Here is an 18009-nt window from a genome sequence, read left to right on the forward strand (position 1 = left end):
AAACTCCCAAGAAATCCGGGATTAAACGTTTCGAAAATATTTATTAACAATTTCTAAACTCATTCAGACCGAAAAACGATAGCCCGCTCCCCATACCGTTTCAATGTACTGCGGATTGGATGGATCCAGCTCCATCTTTTCGCGCAGCTTTCGGACGTGAACGGTGACGGTAGCGATATCCCCGCTGGAATCCATGCCCCAAATCCGTTCAAACAATTCATGTTTGTTGAACACCCGGTTCGGATGGCTCGCCAGAAATTCAAGCAAATTAAATTCCCGTGTCGTAAACGCGACTTCCTGATTGCGTACGAACACCCTTCGCCCCGTTTTGTCGATGACCAGGCCTCGGATGTGAATTTCCGAGCTTGGACTCGGACTTTGCTTGCCCAGAAGCCTTACATATCTCATCAAATGGGCTTTGGATCTTGCGACTAATTCGCTCGGGCTAAAAGGCTTGGTAATGTAATCGTCGGCACCGAGATTAAACGCACGGATTTTATCGATCTCCTCATTCTTGGCGGATACGATCAGAATCGGGACCTCCTTGTTCTTCCTGATATGGCTGCACAACTCGTAGCCATTCATGCCGGGAAGCTGAAGGTCCACAATGATGAGGCTGTAGTCCTCGTTAAGGGCAAGCTTCAAGCCCCTCGTCACCCGTATGGCATAAATCGACGGCAAAACCGTTCAGTTCAAAATAATCCCGCTCCAACTGGGCGATGGTCGTTTCGTCTTCAATGATGAGAATGCGTGTGGCCATGGGTTACCGCGCCTCCTTCCTGTTCGCTCGTTTCAGGGTAAAGTACAGGCTTGTTCCGACGCCAAGCTCGCTTTCAGCCCAGATTTGACCCCCGTGTCCTTCAATGATCTGGCTCGCAATCGCAAGACCCAGACCGCTGCCGCCCGTTGAAGAGTTGCGGGATGACTCGGCCCGATAAAACCTTTCGAATATATAAGGGATCGCTTCCGGTGCGATGCCTGTGCCGTTATCCCGGATTTCAACCGTTACCCATTCCGGAGACAGCCGGATCGAGATGCCGATGTTTTTTTGCCCCTTGTCCATGAAATTCTGGGCATTTCCAATGATGTTGAGCACGGTTCGCTTTAATTTCTCAAGGTCGGCAATGACCTCGACAGGATCACCGGGACGTTCCTTCCACTCCAGCCGAATGTCCTTCTCCTCCAGAACATAGCGCTGCTCATCGATGCAGTCGTCAATGAAACCGATGATATCGACATGCTGGAACATAAACGGCACCTGCTTCAAATCCAGCTTGGAATACAGAAACAGCTCATCCACGAGTTTATCCAGATCGATGGTTTTGGTGTAGATGATATTCACGTATTTATCCACCTTTTCGGGCGTATCCGCGACGCCGTCTCGAATGCCCTCGACATAACCCTTTATATTCGTTATGGGTGTGCGCAGATCGTGTGAGATATTGGAGATCAGCTCTTTTCGGTTCTCTTCGTCCCGGAGCCGGAGCTGAATCGATTCGTGCAGCCGCTTTCGCATATTCTCAAACGTTTCGTTCAGCTGGCCGATTTCGTCCTTCGAATGCATATCCAGGGAAAACTGAAGATTCCCCTCCTTGATGTGTTCGGCCGAATTTCGGAGCAAGTCAAGCGGTTTGACCACGCTGCGCGTAATCCAGCGATATAACATCACGTTCGCAACCACAATGATGCCAACGAGACTCAATACAAGGATGGGCAACAGCTTGCGCGTTACCTCGCCGAAAGGACTTCGCTCTCGGATCACGTATACGCTTCCCTTCGTCTCGTCCGAGAACCGGAAGTCGAATTTGGCATAAGCATAAAAGCGTTCCCCGATGCTCAGCGTATTGCGGATTTGATTGTTGTTCAGGTCGAATGGAGGGAGATTCGCTTCCAGCTCAGGCTGGTTTAACGTATTGGACTCGTAAACCTGAAGGCTTTCCTTACGGACGTACAGGCCTGCCCGCACGGTTCTCAGCTTAAAATCATATTCCTTCAGCAGCTCTTGATCCAGCAGACCGTCCGGTTCGTTCTTGGCAAGATATTTTAATTCAAGGAATATAGACTCCTCTTGCTCGGTCAGCGGGTTAACCTGGTAGTGAACTTTATAAAAATCCCGAACCCCGCGAATGTCGCCGGTAGCCGCGACGGTAAACAAACTGGCAGTCAGGACGAAAACCAACAAGCTGATGACCAGCATGCCGGTAAAGGACAGCAGCAGCTTGATCCTGATCGACATGCGTCGCCTAAAGCGAACCGGAAACGATGCTACCCTTAAACATCGTCGCCACGCGCTTCGATCTTCTGGCAATGGCTTCGGCGGAACAAGAAGCTTCGACAAACACGATGCTGGCGGCGTCCCCGACCTGCGGCCATATCTGCTCGCCATCCGGACCAAGCGGCGTCATGCCGCCGGTGATATATTGAAGCGTCCTTGCCAAAGAGCGTTCATCCACCCATCGGGACACCTCAGCCAGCCGGCCCGCGCGTTCCAGCACGTCCCCGTTTCCGAAAGGCGACCACACGTCAAAAATGTTATCGCAACCGACGGCTACCTCTACGCCGCACTCGTGCAGCAAACCGACCGGCGGCATGTTGCGACCGATCGGCACGCTCGAAATAATGGCAACCCCTGCATCAGCCAGCATTTCCCCCATTTCGATGGCTTGCGACGTCGGGATATCGCCGAGTCCGAATGCATGGCTGATCGCCACCTTGCCCTGCAGGCCCGCCTCGATGGTCAGCTGTGCCAACCGCTTCATGGTGAAGGTTCCCAGATGATGGGCATCGTGCAAATGCAGGTCAATTCCCGCATTCGCCTCCACGGCAAGCTCCACCATTTCCTGCAGGGAGGCTTCGATATTACCATCCACCGTCGCCGGGTCCACCCCGCCTACCAAGCCTGCTCCGCCGCGAAGTGCTTGTCTCACCCATTCCTTTGACTTCGAGCGCAGCAAACCATGCTGAGGAAAAGCTACGATCTCGTAGGATAACTTTCCTTCAAATGCGTGCAATGCTTGTTGAACCGCTTCGAAGTTAGCCAAACCCACTTCCGGATAAATATCGACATGCGTTCGTACATGCGTCACCCCGGACTCCAGGTACATCTGAAGCAGGCGTTCCGCACGGTCCTGCGTCCGGGTATCCAGGGCCGGAAGCGTTGCTTTCTCGATATCCAAACGCTCGAAAATGCTGGAGACCGGCGTTACGGATCGCCACCGGTCACCAAGCAGCGTTTTATCCAGATGGCAGTGCTTTTCGGTAAAGGACGGCAAAAGCAGCAATCCCTTCACGTCGTGTCGCGGCCATGAATCCGTGATGGTCTTGTCGGATGACACGATCTTCGCGATGTTCCCGTCCTCTATGAATACGTGGCAAATCTCCGTTTTTGTTCCCGTAATAACGCCTTCTGAAACTTCATAGCCGCTCTCTAAACGAGCATTCGTTAACCAAAATGCGGTACTCATATCCATCGTTCCTTCCCTTGCCAGATATACGATTATGCTATCATAGGAACATCTATATGGATAATATTAAAAATATAGGATTCACTTAAGTTTTACATATACATTAAAAAGAAAAGCCACCCGTTAGGATGACTCTTCTGGTGAAGACATGGAAGTAGGCATGAGGTTAAAGCTTTATGGCTCTTGTCGCAATAAAACTGTTTGCATATCGGTCCAACAATTTCTCGCCTCCGAAGGAATCCTCGTATAACCCGGCAATCATAAATCCGGATTGAATCTGACCTCCCATTTGCTGTTCCAGCGTATGTCCGAATTCCAATGCTACCCCGCTTCTCACGATTTCTTCTTCCGTCGCATAATCCAGTTCAGAATAGGGAAGGGTGTGCTTCACCCGAAGCTTGCCCTGTTCTTCCAGTTCCCAGTCGAATAAATAAAAGACCGGGTTCATAAAGCCGCTAATCATTATGCCGCCAGGCTTCAACACGCGATATGCCTCCTGCCAGACCGGCTGGATATCAGGCACGTAAAGGTTAGATACCGGATGAACCAACAAATCAAAGCTCTCCGATTCAAACATGCTTAAATCCGTCATCGAACCGAGAACCGTCCGAATGGACAATCCGTCCCGTTCAGCAACAAAGCGATCCTGCTCCAGTTGAGATTCGGAGAAATCCAACACGGTTACATTTGCTCCCGCAGCTGCCAATACGGGTCCCTGCTGCCCTCCTCCAGAAGCTAGGCAGAGCACATTCTTTCCGTTTAGTTCCGGAAACCATTCTTTGGGCACAGGCTTGGTTGAAGTGACGATAATAGACCAATCGCCCATTCTGGCTTTCTGGATTTCTTCGCTGCTTACAGGAACAGTCCACTGATTTTTCTGTTTGACTTTAAGCTCCCATTGGTCTTGGTTATGCTTGATAATCTCCATATGCAGATCTCCTATTATTGAATCATGGGCTTTCAGCTTTTATTCACGGACCTTTGATCCAGCCAGGCTTCAAACTGTTCCGGCGTGCTTACGTTGTCTTCGAGAACCGCTGTATAAATATCGAAGCTTCGTACACTTTTTCCATATTCAGCAAGGCTTGCCCAACGATTTTTGATTCTCAAAATAGCCTCCCGGCGTTCCTGAGTCAGCCGTCCAGGCATCGTTATGATATGTTTCAAGTCAGGTTGTCTCTCCGGTTCATCCACGAACCAAATGTCCAAGGCCCATTCGTTACCGCGCTGTGATTTATATTTTAGTCCGATGTACAATCCATCGGGATATGCGGGATCCGTATTATAATCACCGGTATCGTTGATGAACTTCAGCTCCCGTACACCGGCTTGCAGCATGAGCTCCGATGCGATGTGTGCAGTTAATGGTTGATTCAGCCGAGAACATTTTACCGTCATGTCCAGGTCTCTCCATACCATCAATCCGAGGGCTGAGCTGCCGACACGCACCGGTTCGCCTGCTTGACTTAACAACTCGTAAAGTCGAAGTTCATCTGCTACCTCAGAAGCTTCCTCCTGGAGAGCCTCTTGTTGTAGTTGAAGTTCGCTTTCCGCCATACGGTGTTCACCTCTAATCATATCGTTGATATCTCATATGGTATCACCCGATCAGCGTGCTTTCCAAGGGATTGAATGCTTATAATTATCTTTCACGGATACCGTGTGATTCGACATCGAACTATACGGAATAAAATATGCGTGCACCCGACAAATAAGGCGTGCAGAAATCGGCGCACAGCTTCGGCATTCGTTCACGCATCCATGCATGCACGGATTCATTCTCCATCTGAAAGACATAGTAGCCGATAATGGCCAGCAGCATGAAACCTTCTAACAAAACAAGCTTCTCTTGTCCCGTATGATCATTGCCATAATATCCTTTCAGGAATATATCCCGAAGGGCTGAAGGAACCATCATGGCACCCATGGCAACATCCGTGTAATGGTACCCTGGTCCAAAAAAACCAAAATCGATAAAACTCAGTTCTCCATCTGAGGTCATGATGATATTCCCCAAGCTTAAATCACCGTGGATAAGCCCCCAGGCCTCAACGTTACCACTGTCCACAAGGCGCGCGTTAACCAACGATATCGTTTCTTCAATAATGGAAACATCGGAGGTAGTAAACAAATCTTTCGCCAATCCTTGCTTTATAACTTCAATCATATATAGATTGTAAGCTATCCCCTGACTCGGACGCTTGTCCAAGCCCTCCTGCTCGTATGAGCCATAAAATTTGTGCAGCTCTGCAATGCGAGTCCCCAGCTTCTCGACCAGTACCGGGTCGCTTACGTCATCCTTCTGCAAGTCTCTTCCTTCCAGCCAGGTAAGCACGGAGCTGTTCCAACGCTTCCCCTCGTGTTCGAAAATCGTGATCAATTCACCTTTCCGATTACGCATAGGCCTCTGGACAAGCAGATGATCCCAGCCTGACAAGTGCTCCAGCATTTGCAGTTCGCCCAGCAGACCGTCGTAGGTATGCTGCTGACCAGCCATGCCTTCTTTTAGCGGTTGATGAATGCGCATCAGATATGTACTTCCGTCATGGCCTATTACCTTATACGTTCGATTTTCATTATGCCGAATAAAGGCAATTTCCGGTTCCCGGATATCGTATTCATTCAAAATTTCCTGCAGCTGTTCATTTCGCATTTGAAACTTCTCCTTATACTTCTGAAATGGAACCCGTCAGCCCTCCACGAACGTATCGTCAAAATACGCCTTAAAATCCGGGTACAAAAATACTAGCGACTCTTTAAGTTCGGTCCGATCCGTGTGTTCTTCATCCAGATCAAACAATATTTCATGTTCGATCTCATAGATGGCTTCGATCCCCTCACCGGCGTCTCCACATACATCGATACACCAGATCTTGCCGTATTCGGAATCCCAAGTGAAAGGGAGATATCCCAGCCGGCACAACAAGGGATTGTACATATTCCTGACGTTCTCCAGCGGCTCGTCTACCGCCTGTTCAGGTATGACGTCAAAGTAATGATGGTACGTGGAGATGAATGCTTTATACCACTCGGGAAAATTCAATCCATACTCTGCTTCCATCGCCCCAATCTGCTCTTCGCTCACAATGGAAGGGAGCAATTTCCATATGGACCATTCCTCATCGGTATCAACGGTCTTCATCTCCGCGGGAACGTCCGGCCGCATCCACCTGCAGAACCCATCCTCCGAAATTTCGCTGTATTTAGCGTAATAGGCCTCAAACCCTTGTTTGATATAATCGCGTATCTCCATGTATAAAGTCTCCTTATGTAGAAAATCGTCCCTTTTTCATATATTACTATAATCTATTTTCGGGTTATGATTAGATTCAATCTATTCTATTTTGTTTACAATTCAGAAACAATCCGGAGATTCTATCGATATAACTCTCTTATATACTCAATAGACAACTAACGAGGAGGGAATACACATGCGCAATACTTTTATCAAAACAATCCTGCCATCCGTCATCATCGGTTCAGTCGTAACAAGTTTGGCTTTATCCGGGTTCCCGAACGGTTCCGGCTTGGATAAGGCGGAAGCGGCCGCAGCATCTTCTGCCAGCCTATCATTTTCGAAGTTTTTGGATAACAACGCCCCTATACGGACGCTGAGGTCGGTTAACGGGATAAATACGGTCACCAATCTGTCCAGCACGGTTGTGCTCGTCAACAAACAAAGAAATCTACCATCGAATTATGTACCGCAAGATTTGGTCGTACCCCAAATTCCGTTCAGCTTCTCGGGACCAAGCCCCAAAAAGCAGATGAAAAAAATAGCGGCGTCTGCGCTCGAAAAGCTGTTCGCTGCTGCCAAACGGGACGGGATCGACCTCAAAGCCGTATCGGGTTATCGTTCCTATGCAACCCAAAAAGCCATATTCGCGCGTAACGCCAGTATCAAGGGCGAGGCTGTCGCTAACAAAACAAGCGCACGCCCGGGGCAAAGCGAGCATCAGACCGGACTTAGCATGGATATTTCCAGTGCTTCCGTAGGCTATGCCCTGGAGCAGAGCTTCGGAAATACGAAGGAAGGCAAATGGCTGAAGGCCAATGCACCGAAGTACGGATTTATCATTCGTTATGGAAAAGGTCAGGAGAAATTAACCGGATACGCTTACGAGCCTTGGCATGTACGCTATGTGGGCGTCTATATTGCCGGAGAAATTACGAGACAACAACTGACGCTGGAGCAGTATCTGGGTCAAGCCCGGTAATCGCAAATCTTATAAAAGCGGGCCCAAACGGGTCCGTTTTTTTCGTATGAAGCCTTCCGGTCGCGCCTTCTGAGGTACATCCGCATATTTTGCAGCGTTTCCTGCGGACAATGTACTCCGCTTGGACGAAGCACGTACATTAACAGCAGTAGACAGGTTAGTTAGAGCTTACGATTTTCGCAAACGGGGTGAACAATGTGCCTATCAAATCAGGGAAGCAGTACATCGAACGGATCGATCGGCAAAACATCAACCTTTGGTATAAAGGGGAGCTTATCCAGGGACCTTTATCCAAGCACCCTGCATTCCAGGGTATCATTCAGACCCAAGCGGAGCTTTACGATATGCAAGGCGAAGCGTGTTATATCGAGCAGATGACGTACCCCTCGCCCGATACCGGAGAACGGGTGGGCCTGTCTTTTCTCCCGCCGAGGAATGCCAAGGATTTGCAGAAACGCAGATTGATGATGGAACTTTGGGCCAAGAGGCACAACGGCTTTTTAGGCCGCTCTCCCGATTATATGAACACGGCGATCATGTCGCTGTACACGGCTGCCGATATATTGGAGGAACACAATCCGAAGTATGCGGACAACCTCAGGGCCTATTACCGGTACTGTCGAGATCATGATATTACGTTATCCCATGCCTTCATTCAGCCCTATGCTTGTAAAATGTCCGGACAGCAAGATGCTGCAGAGGACACGATTGCCGCCAAGGTGGTTGAGATCAACGATCAAGGCATGATCATAACCGGAGCTTTCATGATGGCAACGCAGGGAGCCACGTGCGAGGAAATGCTGGTATTCCCGTCGCCTTCGCCCACGTTGTTCCATGATGTCAATCCAACCGCATTCGCCTTTGCGGTACCGAACGATTTGCCCGGAATGACGTTTATATGCCGTGAGAGTTATGGTGCCGCTTCTTCCTATGATTATCCCTTGAGCGCAAGATACGAAGAGATGGACGTTCTCGTCATCTTTGACCACGTATTGGTCCCGCATGACCGGATCTTTTACTATGGGGACGAGGCCTATGCCGGACGTTTATTCGGCGAGAGTCGCTTTCACACCCATATTGCCCATCAAATGGCCACCCGTTATCGCCAAAACCGAATTTATGCTAGGTTTGCTGGAGAGCTTGGCAGACGAGCAGAACGTTGGGCTCGAACCCCAAATGATCGCGAACGTTTCAAAAATCATTGCATATCTGGAGACCTTCAAAGCCCTGAGATTGGCTTCCGAACTGGGCGCCAGCCGGGATAAATTCGGTTATTTCGTTCCATCGGCGGGCCCGCTTACCGCATCCAGCATGTTATTCCCCCATTTTTATCCCGAGATGGTGGAGATGATACAGCTGCTGGGTTCCAGCGGCCTGATTATGATCCCTTCCGAAATGGACTTCCAGTCGGATTCAGGTCCTTACCTGAACCAATATTTAAGAGGCTCGACCACGGAGGCGCGTGATCGAATCGCCTTGTTCCGCCTTGCCTGGGAGCTTGGCGCAGGCTCTTTCGGGGGCCGTCAAACCCAGTTTGAACGCTTCTTCTTCGGAAATGCGCAGACGGTAGCCTATCGCATGTATAACCAGTTTGAACAGCATGATCAGCTGCGGAACAGGATTCAGGATTTTATCGCCAAGAACGATACTTCATCATAATTTGACGGTTTGGATGATTAGGCATGAAAAAAAGATGCGAGCCCATAACTCACATCTTTCCGTTTCATTACAAACACAATGAGCTTACGAATGGGAATGCAGGCTTAAGCGGAACCGATACCTCATGTCGTCTTCGAACCACATCATAAAGTTTGTCCCCCATACGTTATTGTGCAGATTGAAATGAAATCCGCCGGTCAACGGAGCATAGGAGTTGTCGAATTGCAGCAGCCTCGGTTCCCCCGGGCACACAAGCGGCGCGTCCAAGGATTCAATGACCGCTGTTCCGTCCGCCCCCTCATAATATAAGCCCGAATTGATGCCATGCATGTTCCGGTTGCCGTCCTTGACGACGGATAACGGAGATATCCGCATTCCCAGCTTATCCATCGACCATGCGTGAGGATTATCCACAAGCGGCACAAACGATAACCAGCTTGCTTCCGGTAGACGGCATGCCGGTTTGCCCATCCAGCTTAGGCATACCTCAATGACGGGCTCATTCGCATGGAACGAATAGAATACGTTAATTTGGCGTGGAGCCCCGTACTGATTGCTGAGAACCTCCGGCAGCTTCATTTCTGCGGTCACGATATCATAATCGGCATGCCTCTCCAGGTGCAGTGTTCGCAAGGACGCGGTGTACCGCTGATGCTCCGGCCTCGGTTTGACATACTCGATTCCCGGCTTGCCGAAATCGTTGTCCGCCCAGCCATGATGTATATCCAGATTCGTCATGTATTCTTTGAAGAAACGGTTGTAGTTTTCTTGGCCGAAGGTTTCATACATATAAGTGCCAAGTCTCTGATGCTCTCCCGCCCATGCCTTTCCGGATCGATCCATCAATCGGTTAATCGAACCGTCGGCAGCGAAACTCACCTGAAACTGGCCTAATTCGTAAAGCTCGTTCGTTTCGATCGGCTGTTTATGCTGCACCGGCTCCGAGCTAAGGACGGTATGCTGCGGACTCATCCGATCCAGCTCGGTTCTCGCTTCAGCCGCTAGCGTCGTAGGCAGCGATTGAAGAGCTTCTTCAAGATAATCCCGCTGCTCCTGCCAGGAACTCTCGTAATGGCTGTACGATCTGGTGCCGTTTGCCTGCTGGCATAGGTAATCGAATTTCCTCCGTGTATTGTCTTCAACAATATCCCGTGCTCTTGCTGCGGCTAGATCAGCCGAGGAATAATTCACGAAATCGACGAGATACACGGAATTGTTCAGCCCCCAAGTATGCTCGGGAATCAACATCAGACGGTTGCAAAATCGAGCGTACGCCTCACTGTCCCTATCCAATCGACCATCCTCGATCCAGCGATCCCGAAGCCTTAACAATTCGCGGTAGCGGGCGATTTTCCAAGGATCCGAGGCAATCCCGTGTATCCACGAGTCCCCGATCTCTTCGCTGACGACAGGCAATCGGTCTTTCACCGCTTGAAGCCGCGCGGCAAAAGCATCCAATGTCGAGGCCATGATGTCCGCCCCTGGATATTCCCGTCGCAGCTGTTCGAATAATGCCCGGATCTCCTCCATCGTGGATGGACCATGATTATCGTGGGTATGGGCAAAATACAAGGCATCCTCCAGCCCTTCCATCTGATAGGGCTTACCATAACTATCCGCATAATGTACGATAATCTCCGAGCCGTCGGAAGCACGCCATACAAACATCTCCGGCACCTTGGGATTTTTGGAGACCATGTTAACGCCTAAATGTAAATATTGTATGCCGTGTTTTGCCAGCAGAGGCACCATGGCTAGGGTATGGCCCGGTACGTCCGTCATTTTTGCGGCAATCGTGGTTTTTCCGTACTTTCGGTCCAAATCGCCCGAAATGGACAGCCCGAATTCGAATAAACCGGCATCCATGATCTCGGTATGCGTTGTAAACGGCAGCCCGTGCCAGACCATGCGTCCATCCCCAATGGCTTTTTCCATGCGCGCCCGCATGTCGGGAGAAGCTGTTTGCAGAAATTCATGGATTAACCATGAGCCGGTGGTCCATACGAATTTTACATCCCCCTCTTCATTCGCCAGCTGTTCGGACAGCTCCAAGGCCTGGGGTATGAAATGTTCCATATATCGGTCGATTACGTTCTTTCCCAAATCGGTAAACCCGATGTCCAGATGGGTCTTGAATACGACATGAACTCTTTTGATTGATGCTGCCATGCATGACCGCCTCCTTCAACAATGATCGGCTAATGCCGAACTTTGAGCCCATTTTACTAGAGCGCATCGAGCAAGTCTTTGCATGATAGGGTCATGCTTTTGCAAAATAAGGACACCTAGCGTGAATAGAGCCAGAGCACGGGCATGCCGAAAAGCCCTCTCACTTCGGCTTGGAATGAGAAGGGCTTGAAAGGAAAATACGGATATCAGAACGTGCTCGCCTTCGTTGTGTCCGGACACCATCTGGCCGGTCGGTAATATCGGATCAGGACCTCCATCGCTTCGGGTGTCCGCAGATGGGTAAGCGTTTCGAAGGCATACGCCCTGACGTAACGATCCTTGCTGAGAAGCGCTTGCTCTAGCGAATGGATGACGATGGGAACATCCTGTGGCGAGGCCGTTCGCAGCAATGACAAGGCTGCCGTATATCCGAGTTTGTTCAGGATATAACTTTGCTGCGTGTTGTCGTTATCCCGGGTTTCCGCTGTTCCGTCCCCCTCTTGCAGTATCGACTCTTCCAATATGTTGGCCAAGGCCTGGCACATTTCGCCTGCCTCACTCCCCATCATGCCCAGCGCTTCGATTGCGTTTCGACGAACCCAATCGCTCGGGTCCTGTAAGCATGCAATCAATGCAGACGAAACCTCACGCGTCGAAGGCACAATCGCCCCTAACGCAAAAGCAGCAAGCGCTCTGCGCTTCTCGTCCGAATGTTCGAGCAGTGTCAGCAGTCCTGGAACGGCTCCAGCGCCGGCACTCTGCAGTCCGTAAGCCGCTCTTTCCGCGATTTGCCTTGTACCTTCGGACATAAGACGCAGCAATTCATCGGTTCCTGCGGATCCCAGCCGGCCAAGCGCATAACCGGCATTCAAAGCTACCGGCTCCTTGTCATTCAACATTCGGCCCAGTTCCGGAGCTAAGGAAGCGGCCTTCTCTCCTAACATTCCAACTTGATCCGCCGCCCTGGCGCGAATGACCTCGTCCTCGGATTTTAATTCTTCGGCCAATGGCTCGATCGGGACTTCGTCTTCCGTTGCCGAGAGGTTCTCCTGACCCGGTTCGCCGCGCATCCAGTTCCATACATCCCTCCAAAGATTCAAGTGCGCGTAAGGGGTTCCCCCCGTTAGCTTCATTTCGGTCCCTAGATGATTCCAGCTCGGCGATTCCGGCGTACGCAATCGAACGAATTGAAACTTCAGCATGTATCGATCCATGCCAGACACATTAAGCGAAGCTTTGTGCCACAAATCAAAATGCACCAAAACCATCGTCCCCGCTTTGCCGGTCGGGAGTATCGTCTCGCCTTGATCGCCTACGAACTTATCGTAGTATGCGGTACCGGGCATGATGGCGGTAGGTCCCATTTCCTCGGTGATATCCTGCATGTAATAAAATATCATCGCCCACCAAGGTCGGTGGCTGCGCATGCTGGACCAGTAACCGTCTTTATGCCACTGCCCGCCCCCCGGCAGCGGATCGCCCGGCTGATTGTAATGGCAATGCCGATGAGGATGCATGTAGTAGTCCGGTCCGAGCACGCTCGTCAAAGCCCCTTGAACGACCGGCGTTTCGAAGAACTGCTGAATCTCGGGTACGCGGGGCAGGATGTTATTGCCGGGATTTCCTTCCTCGTGCAGTACGGCGTTGATTTTATCCCTGACTTCAGCATGCAGCTGATCCGGCAATTCGTTATGAAGCACCACATACCCCTTCATGATAAACTGACAGATTTGTTCATCCGTCAACAGCCATTGACTGTCCAACATCTCAATTCCCTCCTCAAGCATGAAATGAATTAGTGTTAGTATAACAACGCCCGCGATCCTTGTATTTACATAAACGTCAGGCTTTTGTACAATCGTCATGCGAATATTAATAGAATCTTTTCTTGAAGGATGTGGAAATGAATACGTGGATTTTGCCGTCTTCCATCCCTATGTGCTGTATGCCACCAGATACCCCTTTTCCAAAGGTCAAAGCAATAACAACCGTCACTGTTATTCGTCATCCCTTTATCTCATTACCGAGGGTCGGGGCATCGTTCGCACCCGTGGGCGAACGCACATCACCGACCCAGGTTCCCTTGTGTACATTCCGGCAGGTCAGCCGCATGATTGGATAGCGGACAGAGTGGATCCCATGGTCCATGTGTGCTGTTATTTCGACTGGGCCCATGTGGACCGCAGGCATTTGGCCGATCACCCCAGCGTAATCTGTTATGACATGGCCCAACTGAATCCTTCCTATGTAGGTCCTGCTTTTCCTTACGCCCTACCCGAGTTCATGAGAGTAGAGAAAGTCAGCCTATGGAGCGATTGGTTTGAAAAATTCTACACCGGGAACCAGTATGAGAATGAGCATACCTATATGCGCAGCGTGAAGACGCAGAGCCAATTCCTGCAATTCATTGAATACTTCCTTGCCTTCGCCCTGCAGGACGAGGCGATACCCGATCACAGAATGAACAAGCTGCTGCAGCGTTTGGATCAGGATATCCTTCACGGCAAACTGCGGCCATTGGAAGCATATTATGAGGAGCTCCGGATCAGCAGAGGTTATTTCTTCGAATTGTTCAAGCGTTCGACGGGGCTGCCGCCGACGCAGTATATTAACCAGTTTCGCATCCATCGGGCCAAGGAGGATCTGCGCAATACGGACATCAGCATTACCGAGATCGCCGAGAAGTTCGGCTTCTCATCCATCCATTATTTTTCGAAGCTGTTCCGTCAACTTAACGGACTGTCGCCCCTGGAGTATCGGAAACATCAGATGGAAGCCGACTGACGAACGAACTTCGCCCCAATCCGATGTATACCTCGATGCGTAACATCGCTTATAATGTACGATAATCAGGAATGGCACACGCTCAGAATTAGGCGAAGGACCTAAACAGGAGAGGTTGGAATATAATGCGCTTTTTATCGAACCTCGGCTCCTTTATCAACGCATGGCGGGATTACCCGGCTGAAGAGAATACGGTGCTGGGGAGTCGCTACACCGTCCAAGAAATGATTGGCGAAGGAAGTTACGGCATCATCTATCAATGTCGGGATCAACAGAGCGGTCATATAGTCGCCGTCAAACAGTCACGGCCAAGCAAAGGCGATTACGCCAAAGAATTGCTGAATCGGGAAGCCGTGATATTAAGCACCCTTCAGCATCCGCAAATTCCGGCATATCGGGATTTTTTCACGGACAGCCGCCATTCGTATCTGGTCATGTCTTATATGGACGGGGATACGCTGGAGGATTTAATATTCGAACATGGCATGAAATACGGGGAAGCCGAATGTCTCCATATCGCGCTGCAGCTTCTGGAGCTGGTCCGTTACCTGCACGAACAAGGCTATGTTCATCTCGACCTGCGGATTCCCAATGTACTGTTTAAGGATGGCCGTATCCATCTCATCGATTTTGGGCTGGCACGAAGGATCGGTGAACCCCCTCCTCTCCGGCAGCCTGTCCGAAAGAAGTTCCGGCGCGGCGGCACGAGCTCCTCTGTTCAATATAAAGAGTCGAAAGAAATCGAGGATCTCCGCGACATCGGTCACTTTATGTTGTTCATGCTCTATTCTGCCTATGATCCGGACGACGACCCGAGCGCAATCGGGGATCGAAGCTGGCAGGAAGAACTGCAGCTCTCGGATGAACTCCGGGATATGATCAAACGCTTGCTGCAGTTGAGCAGACCTTACTCCGGTTCCTTGCAATTCATGAATGAGCTCCAGACGCTCGCGAATGCAAAAAAACCGCCCCTCTGATAAGACGGGCAGCGTTTTATTTGATTCCGGGGTTTCATTTATGTTACGATCCGATTAAATGATATGGAATGATTCCGAACAAGAAAGGAGGAAATTCCACATGTTACGAAAAATCATGAACAAATTTCTCCACTCGACGTCCCACAGTCATGGCCGCAAGTGTTACAGCAGTTCCGCGAAGAATTACGGAAGAAAATACAGCAGCAGTCACGGGTATTCTCGCCGCAAAGGATCGTCTTCCGATTACAAACGCAGGCACGGCAACCAAGGTCATGGCTATTATAAAAACAGAAGAGGCAGCTCAAGCTAATCATTCAACATCATATAGCACACTACCTCCTTCAACGTGGTTGCATGTTGAGGGATTTTTTTATCGTTTCACCGAATCGTGAAGTTGACGCCGTAATAGGACAATGCCAATTTACCGGCCACTCTCTGGGAAGAAGCATTATCCCATGAGGTACTGTACAGGGGCAATGCTCCCATTTTCCGCACCTCGATTGCCCAACCGGCAGCAACGGCGGCCGCATAACCTCTCCCTCGAAATTCGGCTAACGTCTCCAGTCCGGCTTCGTGCGCTTCCGCAGAAACGCGAACACTCCGGCAGACCGACACCACCCTCTGATCTTGAATGATCGCGACACAAGGCTGGGCGTAGTCGATTTCCGCGTTCAGCCATTCCAAACCGGCGAGCGAATACTCGGTTATATTGTCTCCGGTGATCGATACCGCCTGCATGTTCGGCGATGACGTTGTGATGTCAAGAATCCGATAACAAGGTCCGCTCGTATATTGATCAGCAGCCAGCAGATTCATGTAGTCATCGAAGTGCTTGGGTCTCGTTTGAAAATCTTCGTTAAGAGACGGTTCATTTTCAACCAGCGCCGTCAGTTGCTCGGCAAGTTTGTCCTGAATATCATAACGAAGCCGGCAAACGGCTGAACCGTCGATCGTTCGACCCAAGAAAAATCGGGGAGCCGGCTCCTCTCCCGGCCAAGGCTCGTTAATGGTTCGCATCCGACTATCCAGGTCATGCGTAAACATGACCCGTGCGTGCATCTCCATCAAATCCTTAGCGGTTGGCTCATGTCCTATCCGCTGGTTCATGCTTTCACCCCCATAAGAATTTCAACCATAGTTTCGCCTCATCCATCTCCATCGTAGCAGATTTTTCGAACAACGGGTTGGGCACAAATGAATATAAACGATAAATAAAAAGACCCTGTCTCCCTTTGTATCAGGGAAACAAGGCCAACATGGGATCGTGCCTATCTAGGATCATGCCTTCCTGCCAAGGGAGTTCCGCTGCAATCGCGGTATCAAAGCGTACGCAAACGTGAAGAGCGGGCTCAGCCAAAGGAAAGTTGCATAAGGTGCGTACTCGATGACCGGTACTCCAAGGGTCGTGGCAAAAAAAGCACCGCTGACGCCCCATGGAATTAAAGGGTTAACCAGCGTTCCACAATCCTCCAATGTGCGTGACAGCGTCTTGGCCGGTATGTTTCGGCGAGTATATTCCTCCTTGAACATTTGACCGGGCAAAAGGATCGATAAATACTGCTCGCCCGTCATGCCGTTAACCGCGATGGAAGATGCACCCGTCATCACGACCACGCTGCTGCTGCGCTTCAGCGGCTGCATGACTTTACGGAAGAAGGCTTCGATGACGCCGCAATGCTGAAGCAGCCCTCCCAAGGATAATGCAATCAAGATCAGCGATACGGACCACATCATGGATTGCAATCCGCCGCGGTTGACAATGGAAGCAACGGTTTCGTTGGCAACCGTACTCTTGTAGCCGCTCTGCATCACGCTGAACCAGACATCGACGGCTGTCTGCTGCTGAACGAAGGCCGTCACGATCAGTCCGGTTACAATGCCTGCGATGAGCGTCGGCAGGATCGGCATGCGCTTGACGGAACAGGCGATAACGGCAAGCGGCGACATCAACGTCAGCCAATGAATATGGAATCCGTCATGAAGCGCCGCCTTGATTAGATTAATCGAGGACAAATCCAGCGCGTTACTTGTGGGCGCAAGCAGGAAAAAGACCGTTGTCACCACAAGGGCCGGCACTGTCGTGTAGATCATATTGCCGATATGGGTGAATAAGGATATGCCGGCGACCGCGGGAGCAAAGTTCGTGGTGTCGGAGAGCGGCGACATTTTATCACCGAAGCAAGCGCCGCAAATCACCGCTCCGGCAGCCAGCGTCGGAGAAATTCCTGTCGTTACCGCGATTCCCATAAAGGCAACCCCAACCGTACTGACTGTCGTGAAGGAGCTTCCGGTGAACATCGAGACCACGATGGTCACATATAATGCGCTTACGGCAAAATAATGCGGTTCGATATAATCCATGCCATAGTATAAAATGGTCGGTACCGTGCCGCTCATCATCCATACCGCAATCAAAATGCCGATGAGCGAAAGAATGAGAATCGGCATAATCGCCGTTTGAATTCCTTGAATGATGGCGGATTCGAGCTGCTTCCAGGAAAACCCGAACAAACGCAGCAAGGCCGCCGTACCGACGGTGGTTGTCAAGAGCGGAAGATGCGGTTCTGCTTTCAGCAAAAAGATGGAGACAAACAGCAGCGCCAGAATAAACGCGATAAGAATGATGCTTTTTGAGAAACTGAGATGTCGTTCCATGATGCTAAGACTCCTTATCCATTGTCGTGGCGAGAGAAACCTCCCGTCCATTGATGATGAATGTTTGACTTTTTTGCTTTTATG

The 18009-nt window shown here is 50.4% G+C and carries 15 protein-coding genes and 2 pseudogenes; 6 read left to right on the forward strand and 11 right to left on the reverse strand.

Annotated elements, in window-relative coordinates:
- Positions 1 to 63: 63 nt before the first annotated feature.
- The 7 genes and pseudogenes from AC3RCL_RS17305 to AC3RCL_RS17335 all read right to left on the reverse strand — a co-directional run bounded on the left by AC3RCL_RS17305 (position 64) and on the right by AC3RCL_RS17335 (position 6717).
- Positions 64 to 760, reverse strand: a pseudogene (locus tag AC3RCL_RS17305) (response regulator transcription factor).
- A gap of 3 nt (positions 761 to 763) precedes the next feature.
- Positions 764 to 2236, reverse strand: coding sequence for a sensor histidine kinase (locus AC3RCL_RS17310; protein WP_492530962.1), 1473 nt, complete (start codon positions 2234 to 2236; stop codon positions 764 to 766).
- 7 nt (positions 2237 to 2243) lie between these two features.
- On the reverse strand, positions 2244 to 3464 hold the full coding sequence (locus tag AC3RCL_RS17315) for an amidohydrolase (protein WP_492530964.1): 1221 nt from the start codon (positions 3462 to 3464) through the stop codon (positions 2244 to 2246).
- Between the two features lie 166 nt (positions 3465 to 3630).
- The gene (locus AC3RCL_RS17320) at positions 3631 to 4392 is read right to left on the reverse strand and encodes a class I SAM-dependent methyltransferase (protein ID WP_492530966.1); all 762 of its coding nucleotides are present in this window, start codon (positions 4390 to 4392) and stop codon (positions 3631 to 3633) included.
- A gap of 32 nt (positions 4393 to 4424) precedes the next feature.
- Positions 4425 to 5021, reverse strand: coding sequence for a hypothetical protein (locus tag AC3RCL_RS17325; protein ID WP_015734956.1), 597 nt, complete (start codon positions 5019 to 5021; stop codon positions 4425 to 4427).
- Positions 5022 to 5142: 121 nt separating this feature from the next.
- Positions 5143 to 6117 (reverse strand): phosphotransferase enzyme family protein, encoded by a 975-nt coding sequence (locus AC3RCL_RS17330; RefSeq protein ID WP_492530968.1) that lies wholly within the window; start codon positions 6115 to 6117, stop codon positions 5143 to 5145.
- Between the two features lie 36 nt (positions 6118 to 6153).
- The gene (locus AC3RCL_RS17335; RefSeq protein WP_036663379.1) at positions 6154 to 6717 is read right to left on the reverse strand and encodes an SMI1/KNR4 family protein; all 564 of its coding nucleotides are present in this window, start codon (positions 6715 to 6717) and stop codon (positions 6154 to 6156) included.
- Positions 6718 to 6895: 178 nt separating this feature from the next.
- Here AC3RCL_RS17335 and AC3RCL_RS17340 point away from each other — a divergent pair, with 178 nt between their 5' ends.
- The 3 genes and pseudogenes from AC3RCL_RS17340 to AC3RCL_RS17350 all read left to right on the forward strand — a co-directional run bounded on the left by AC3RCL_RS17340 (position 6896) and on the right by AC3RCL_RS17350 (position 9340).
- Positions 6896 to 7681: a M15 family metallopeptidase gene (locus AC3RCL_RS17340; protein ID WP_340966245.1), complete on the forward strand. Its 786-nt coding sequence runs from the start codon at positions 6896 to 6898 to the stop codon at positions 7679 to 7681.
- A 197-nt stretch (positions 7682 to 7878) separates the two neighbouring features.
- Positions 7879 to 8637 (forward strand): annotated as a pseudogene (locus tag AC3RCL_RS17345) (4-hydroxyphenylacetate 3-hydroxylase N-terminal domain-containing protein); the annotation flags it as partial.
- Positions 8638 to 8800: 163 nt separating this feature from the next.
- Complete coding sequence (locus tag AC3RCL_RS17350; protein ID WP_492530971.1) at positions 8801 to 9340, forward strand: 4-hydroxyphenylacetate 3-hydroxylase C-terminal domain-containing protein; 540 nt, start codon at positions 8801 to 8803, stop codon at positions 9338 to 9340.
- A gap of 84 nt (positions 9341 to 9424) precedes the next feature.
- Here AC3RCL_RS17350 and AC3RCL_RS17355 read toward each other — a convergent pair whose 3' ends face one another.
- Both AC3RCL_RS17355 and AC3RCL_RS17360 read right to left on the reverse strand, forming a co-directional pair.
- Positions 9425 to 11509: a DUF5054 domain-containing protein gene (locus AC3RCL_RS17355; RefSeq protein ID WP_492530973.1), complete on the reverse strand. Its 2085-nt coding sequence runs from the start codon at positions 11507 to 11509 to the stop codon at positions 9425 to 9427.
- Positions 11510 to 11715: 206 nt separating this feature from the next.
- The gene (locus AC3RCL_RS17360; RefSeq protein WP_492530975.1) at positions 11716 to 13275 is read right to left on the reverse strand and encodes a HEAT repeat domain-containing protein; all 1560 of its coding nucleotides are present in this window, start codon (positions 13273 to 13275) and stop codon (positions 11716 to 11718) included.
- A gap of 145 nt (positions 13276 to 13420) precedes the next feature.
- Between AC3RCL_RS17360 and AC3RCL_RS17365 the strand changes: the two genes are divergently transcribed.
- The 3 genes from AC3RCL_RS17365 (at position 13421) to AC3RCL_RS17375 (ending at position 15580) form a co-directional block, all read left to right on the forward strand.
- On the forward strand, positions 13421 to 14293 hold the full coding sequence (locus tag AC3RCL_RS17365; RefSeq protein WP_375119633.1) for a helix-turn-helix domain-containing protein: 873 nt from the start codon (positions 13421 to 13423) through the stop codon (positions 14291 to 14293).
- Positions 14294 to 14418: 125 nt separating this feature from the next.
- On the forward strand, positions 14419 to 15270 hold the full coding sequence (locus AC3RCL_RS17370; protein WP_192572149.1) for a serine/threonine protein kinase: 852 nt from the start codon (positions 14419 to 14421) through the stop codon (positions 15268 to 15270).
- A gap of 100 nt (positions 15271 to 15370) precedes the next feature.
- The gene (locus AC3RCL_RS17375) at positions 15371 to 15580 is read left to right on the forward strand and encodes a hypothetical protein (protein ID WP_492530978.1); all 210 of its coding nucleotides are present in this window, start codon (positions 15371 to 15373) and stop codon (positions 15578 to 15580) included.
- Between the two features lie 68 nt (positions 15581 to 15648).
- On the opposite strand, the gene aac(2')-IIb is transcribed toward AC3RCL_RS17375, so the two are convergent.
- Together aac(2')-IIb and nhaC are read right to left on the reverse strand one after the other, a co-directional pair.
- On the reverse strand, positions 15649 to 16377 hold the full coding sequence (gene aac(2')-IIb / locus AC3RCL_RS17380; RefSeq protein ID WP_096775562.1) for a kasugamycin N-acetyltransferase AAC(2')-IIb: 729 nt from the start codon (positions 16375 to 16377) through the stop codon (positions 15649 to 15651).
- Positions 16378 to 16548: 171 nt separating this feature from the next.
- Entirely contained in the window at positions 16549 to 17925 is a 1377-nt protein-coding gene (gene nhaC, locus AC3RCL_RS17385) for a Na+/H+ antiporter NhaC (protein ID WP_492530981.1), read from the reverse strand.
- Between the last annotated feature and the right edge of the window lie 84 nt (positions 17926 to 18009).

This window comes from Paenibacillus sp. MT86 (genome assembly GCF_058792535.1).

Coding starts and splice junctions, on each gene's coding strand:
- AC3RCL_RS17310 (WP_492530962.1), bottom strand. CDS start 2,236: ATGTCGATCAGGATCAAGCTGCTGCTGTCCTTTACCGGCATGCTGGTC.
- AC3RCL_RS17315 (WP_492530964.1), bottom strand. CDS start 3,464: ATGAGTACCGCATTTTGGTTAACGAATGCTCGTTTAGAGAGCGGCTAT.
- AC3RCL_RS17320 (WP_492530966.1), bottom strand. CDS start 4,392: ATGGAGATTATCAAGCATAACCAAGACCAATGGGAGCTTAAAGTCAAA.
- AC3RCL_RS17325 (WP_015734956.1), bottom strand. CDS start 5,021: ATGGCGGAAAGCGAACTTCAACTACAACAAGAGGCTCTCCAGGAGGAA.
- AC3RCL_RS17330 (WP_492530968.1), bottom strand. CDS start 6,117: ATGCGAAATGAACAGCTGCAGGAAATTTTGAATGAATACGATATCCGG.
- AC3RCL_RS17335 (WP_036663379.1), bottom strand. CDS start 6,717: ATGGAGATACGCGATTATATCAAACAAGGGTTTGAGGCCTATTACGCT.
- AC3RCL_RS17340 (WP_340966245.1), top strand. CDS start 6,896: ATGCGCAATACTTTTATCAAAACAATCCTGCCATCCGTCATCATCGGT.
- AC3RCL_RS17350 (WP_492530971.1), top strand. CDS start 8,801: ATGCTAGGTTTGCTGGAGAGCTTGGCAGACGAGCAGAACGTTGGGCTC.
- AC3RCL_RS17355 (WP_492530973.1), bottom strand. CDS start 11,509: ATGGCAGCATCAATCAAAAGAGTTCATGTCGTATTCAAGACCCATCTG.
- AC3RCL_RS17360 (WP_492530975.1), bottom strand. CDS start 13,275: ATGTTGGACAGTCAATGGCTGTTGACGGATGAACAAATCTGTCAGTTT.
- AC3RCL_RS17370 (WP_192572149.1), top strand. CDS start 14,419: ATGCGCTTTTTATCGAACCTCGGCTCCTTTATCAACGCATGGCGGGAT.
- AC3RCL_RS17375 (WP_492530978.1), top strand. CDS start 15,371: ATGTTACGAAAAATCATGAACAAATTTCTCCACTCGACGTCCCACAGT.
- nhaC (WP_492530981.1), bottom strand. CDS start 17,925: ATGGAACGACATCTCAGTTTCTCAAAAAGCATCATTCTTATCGCGTTT.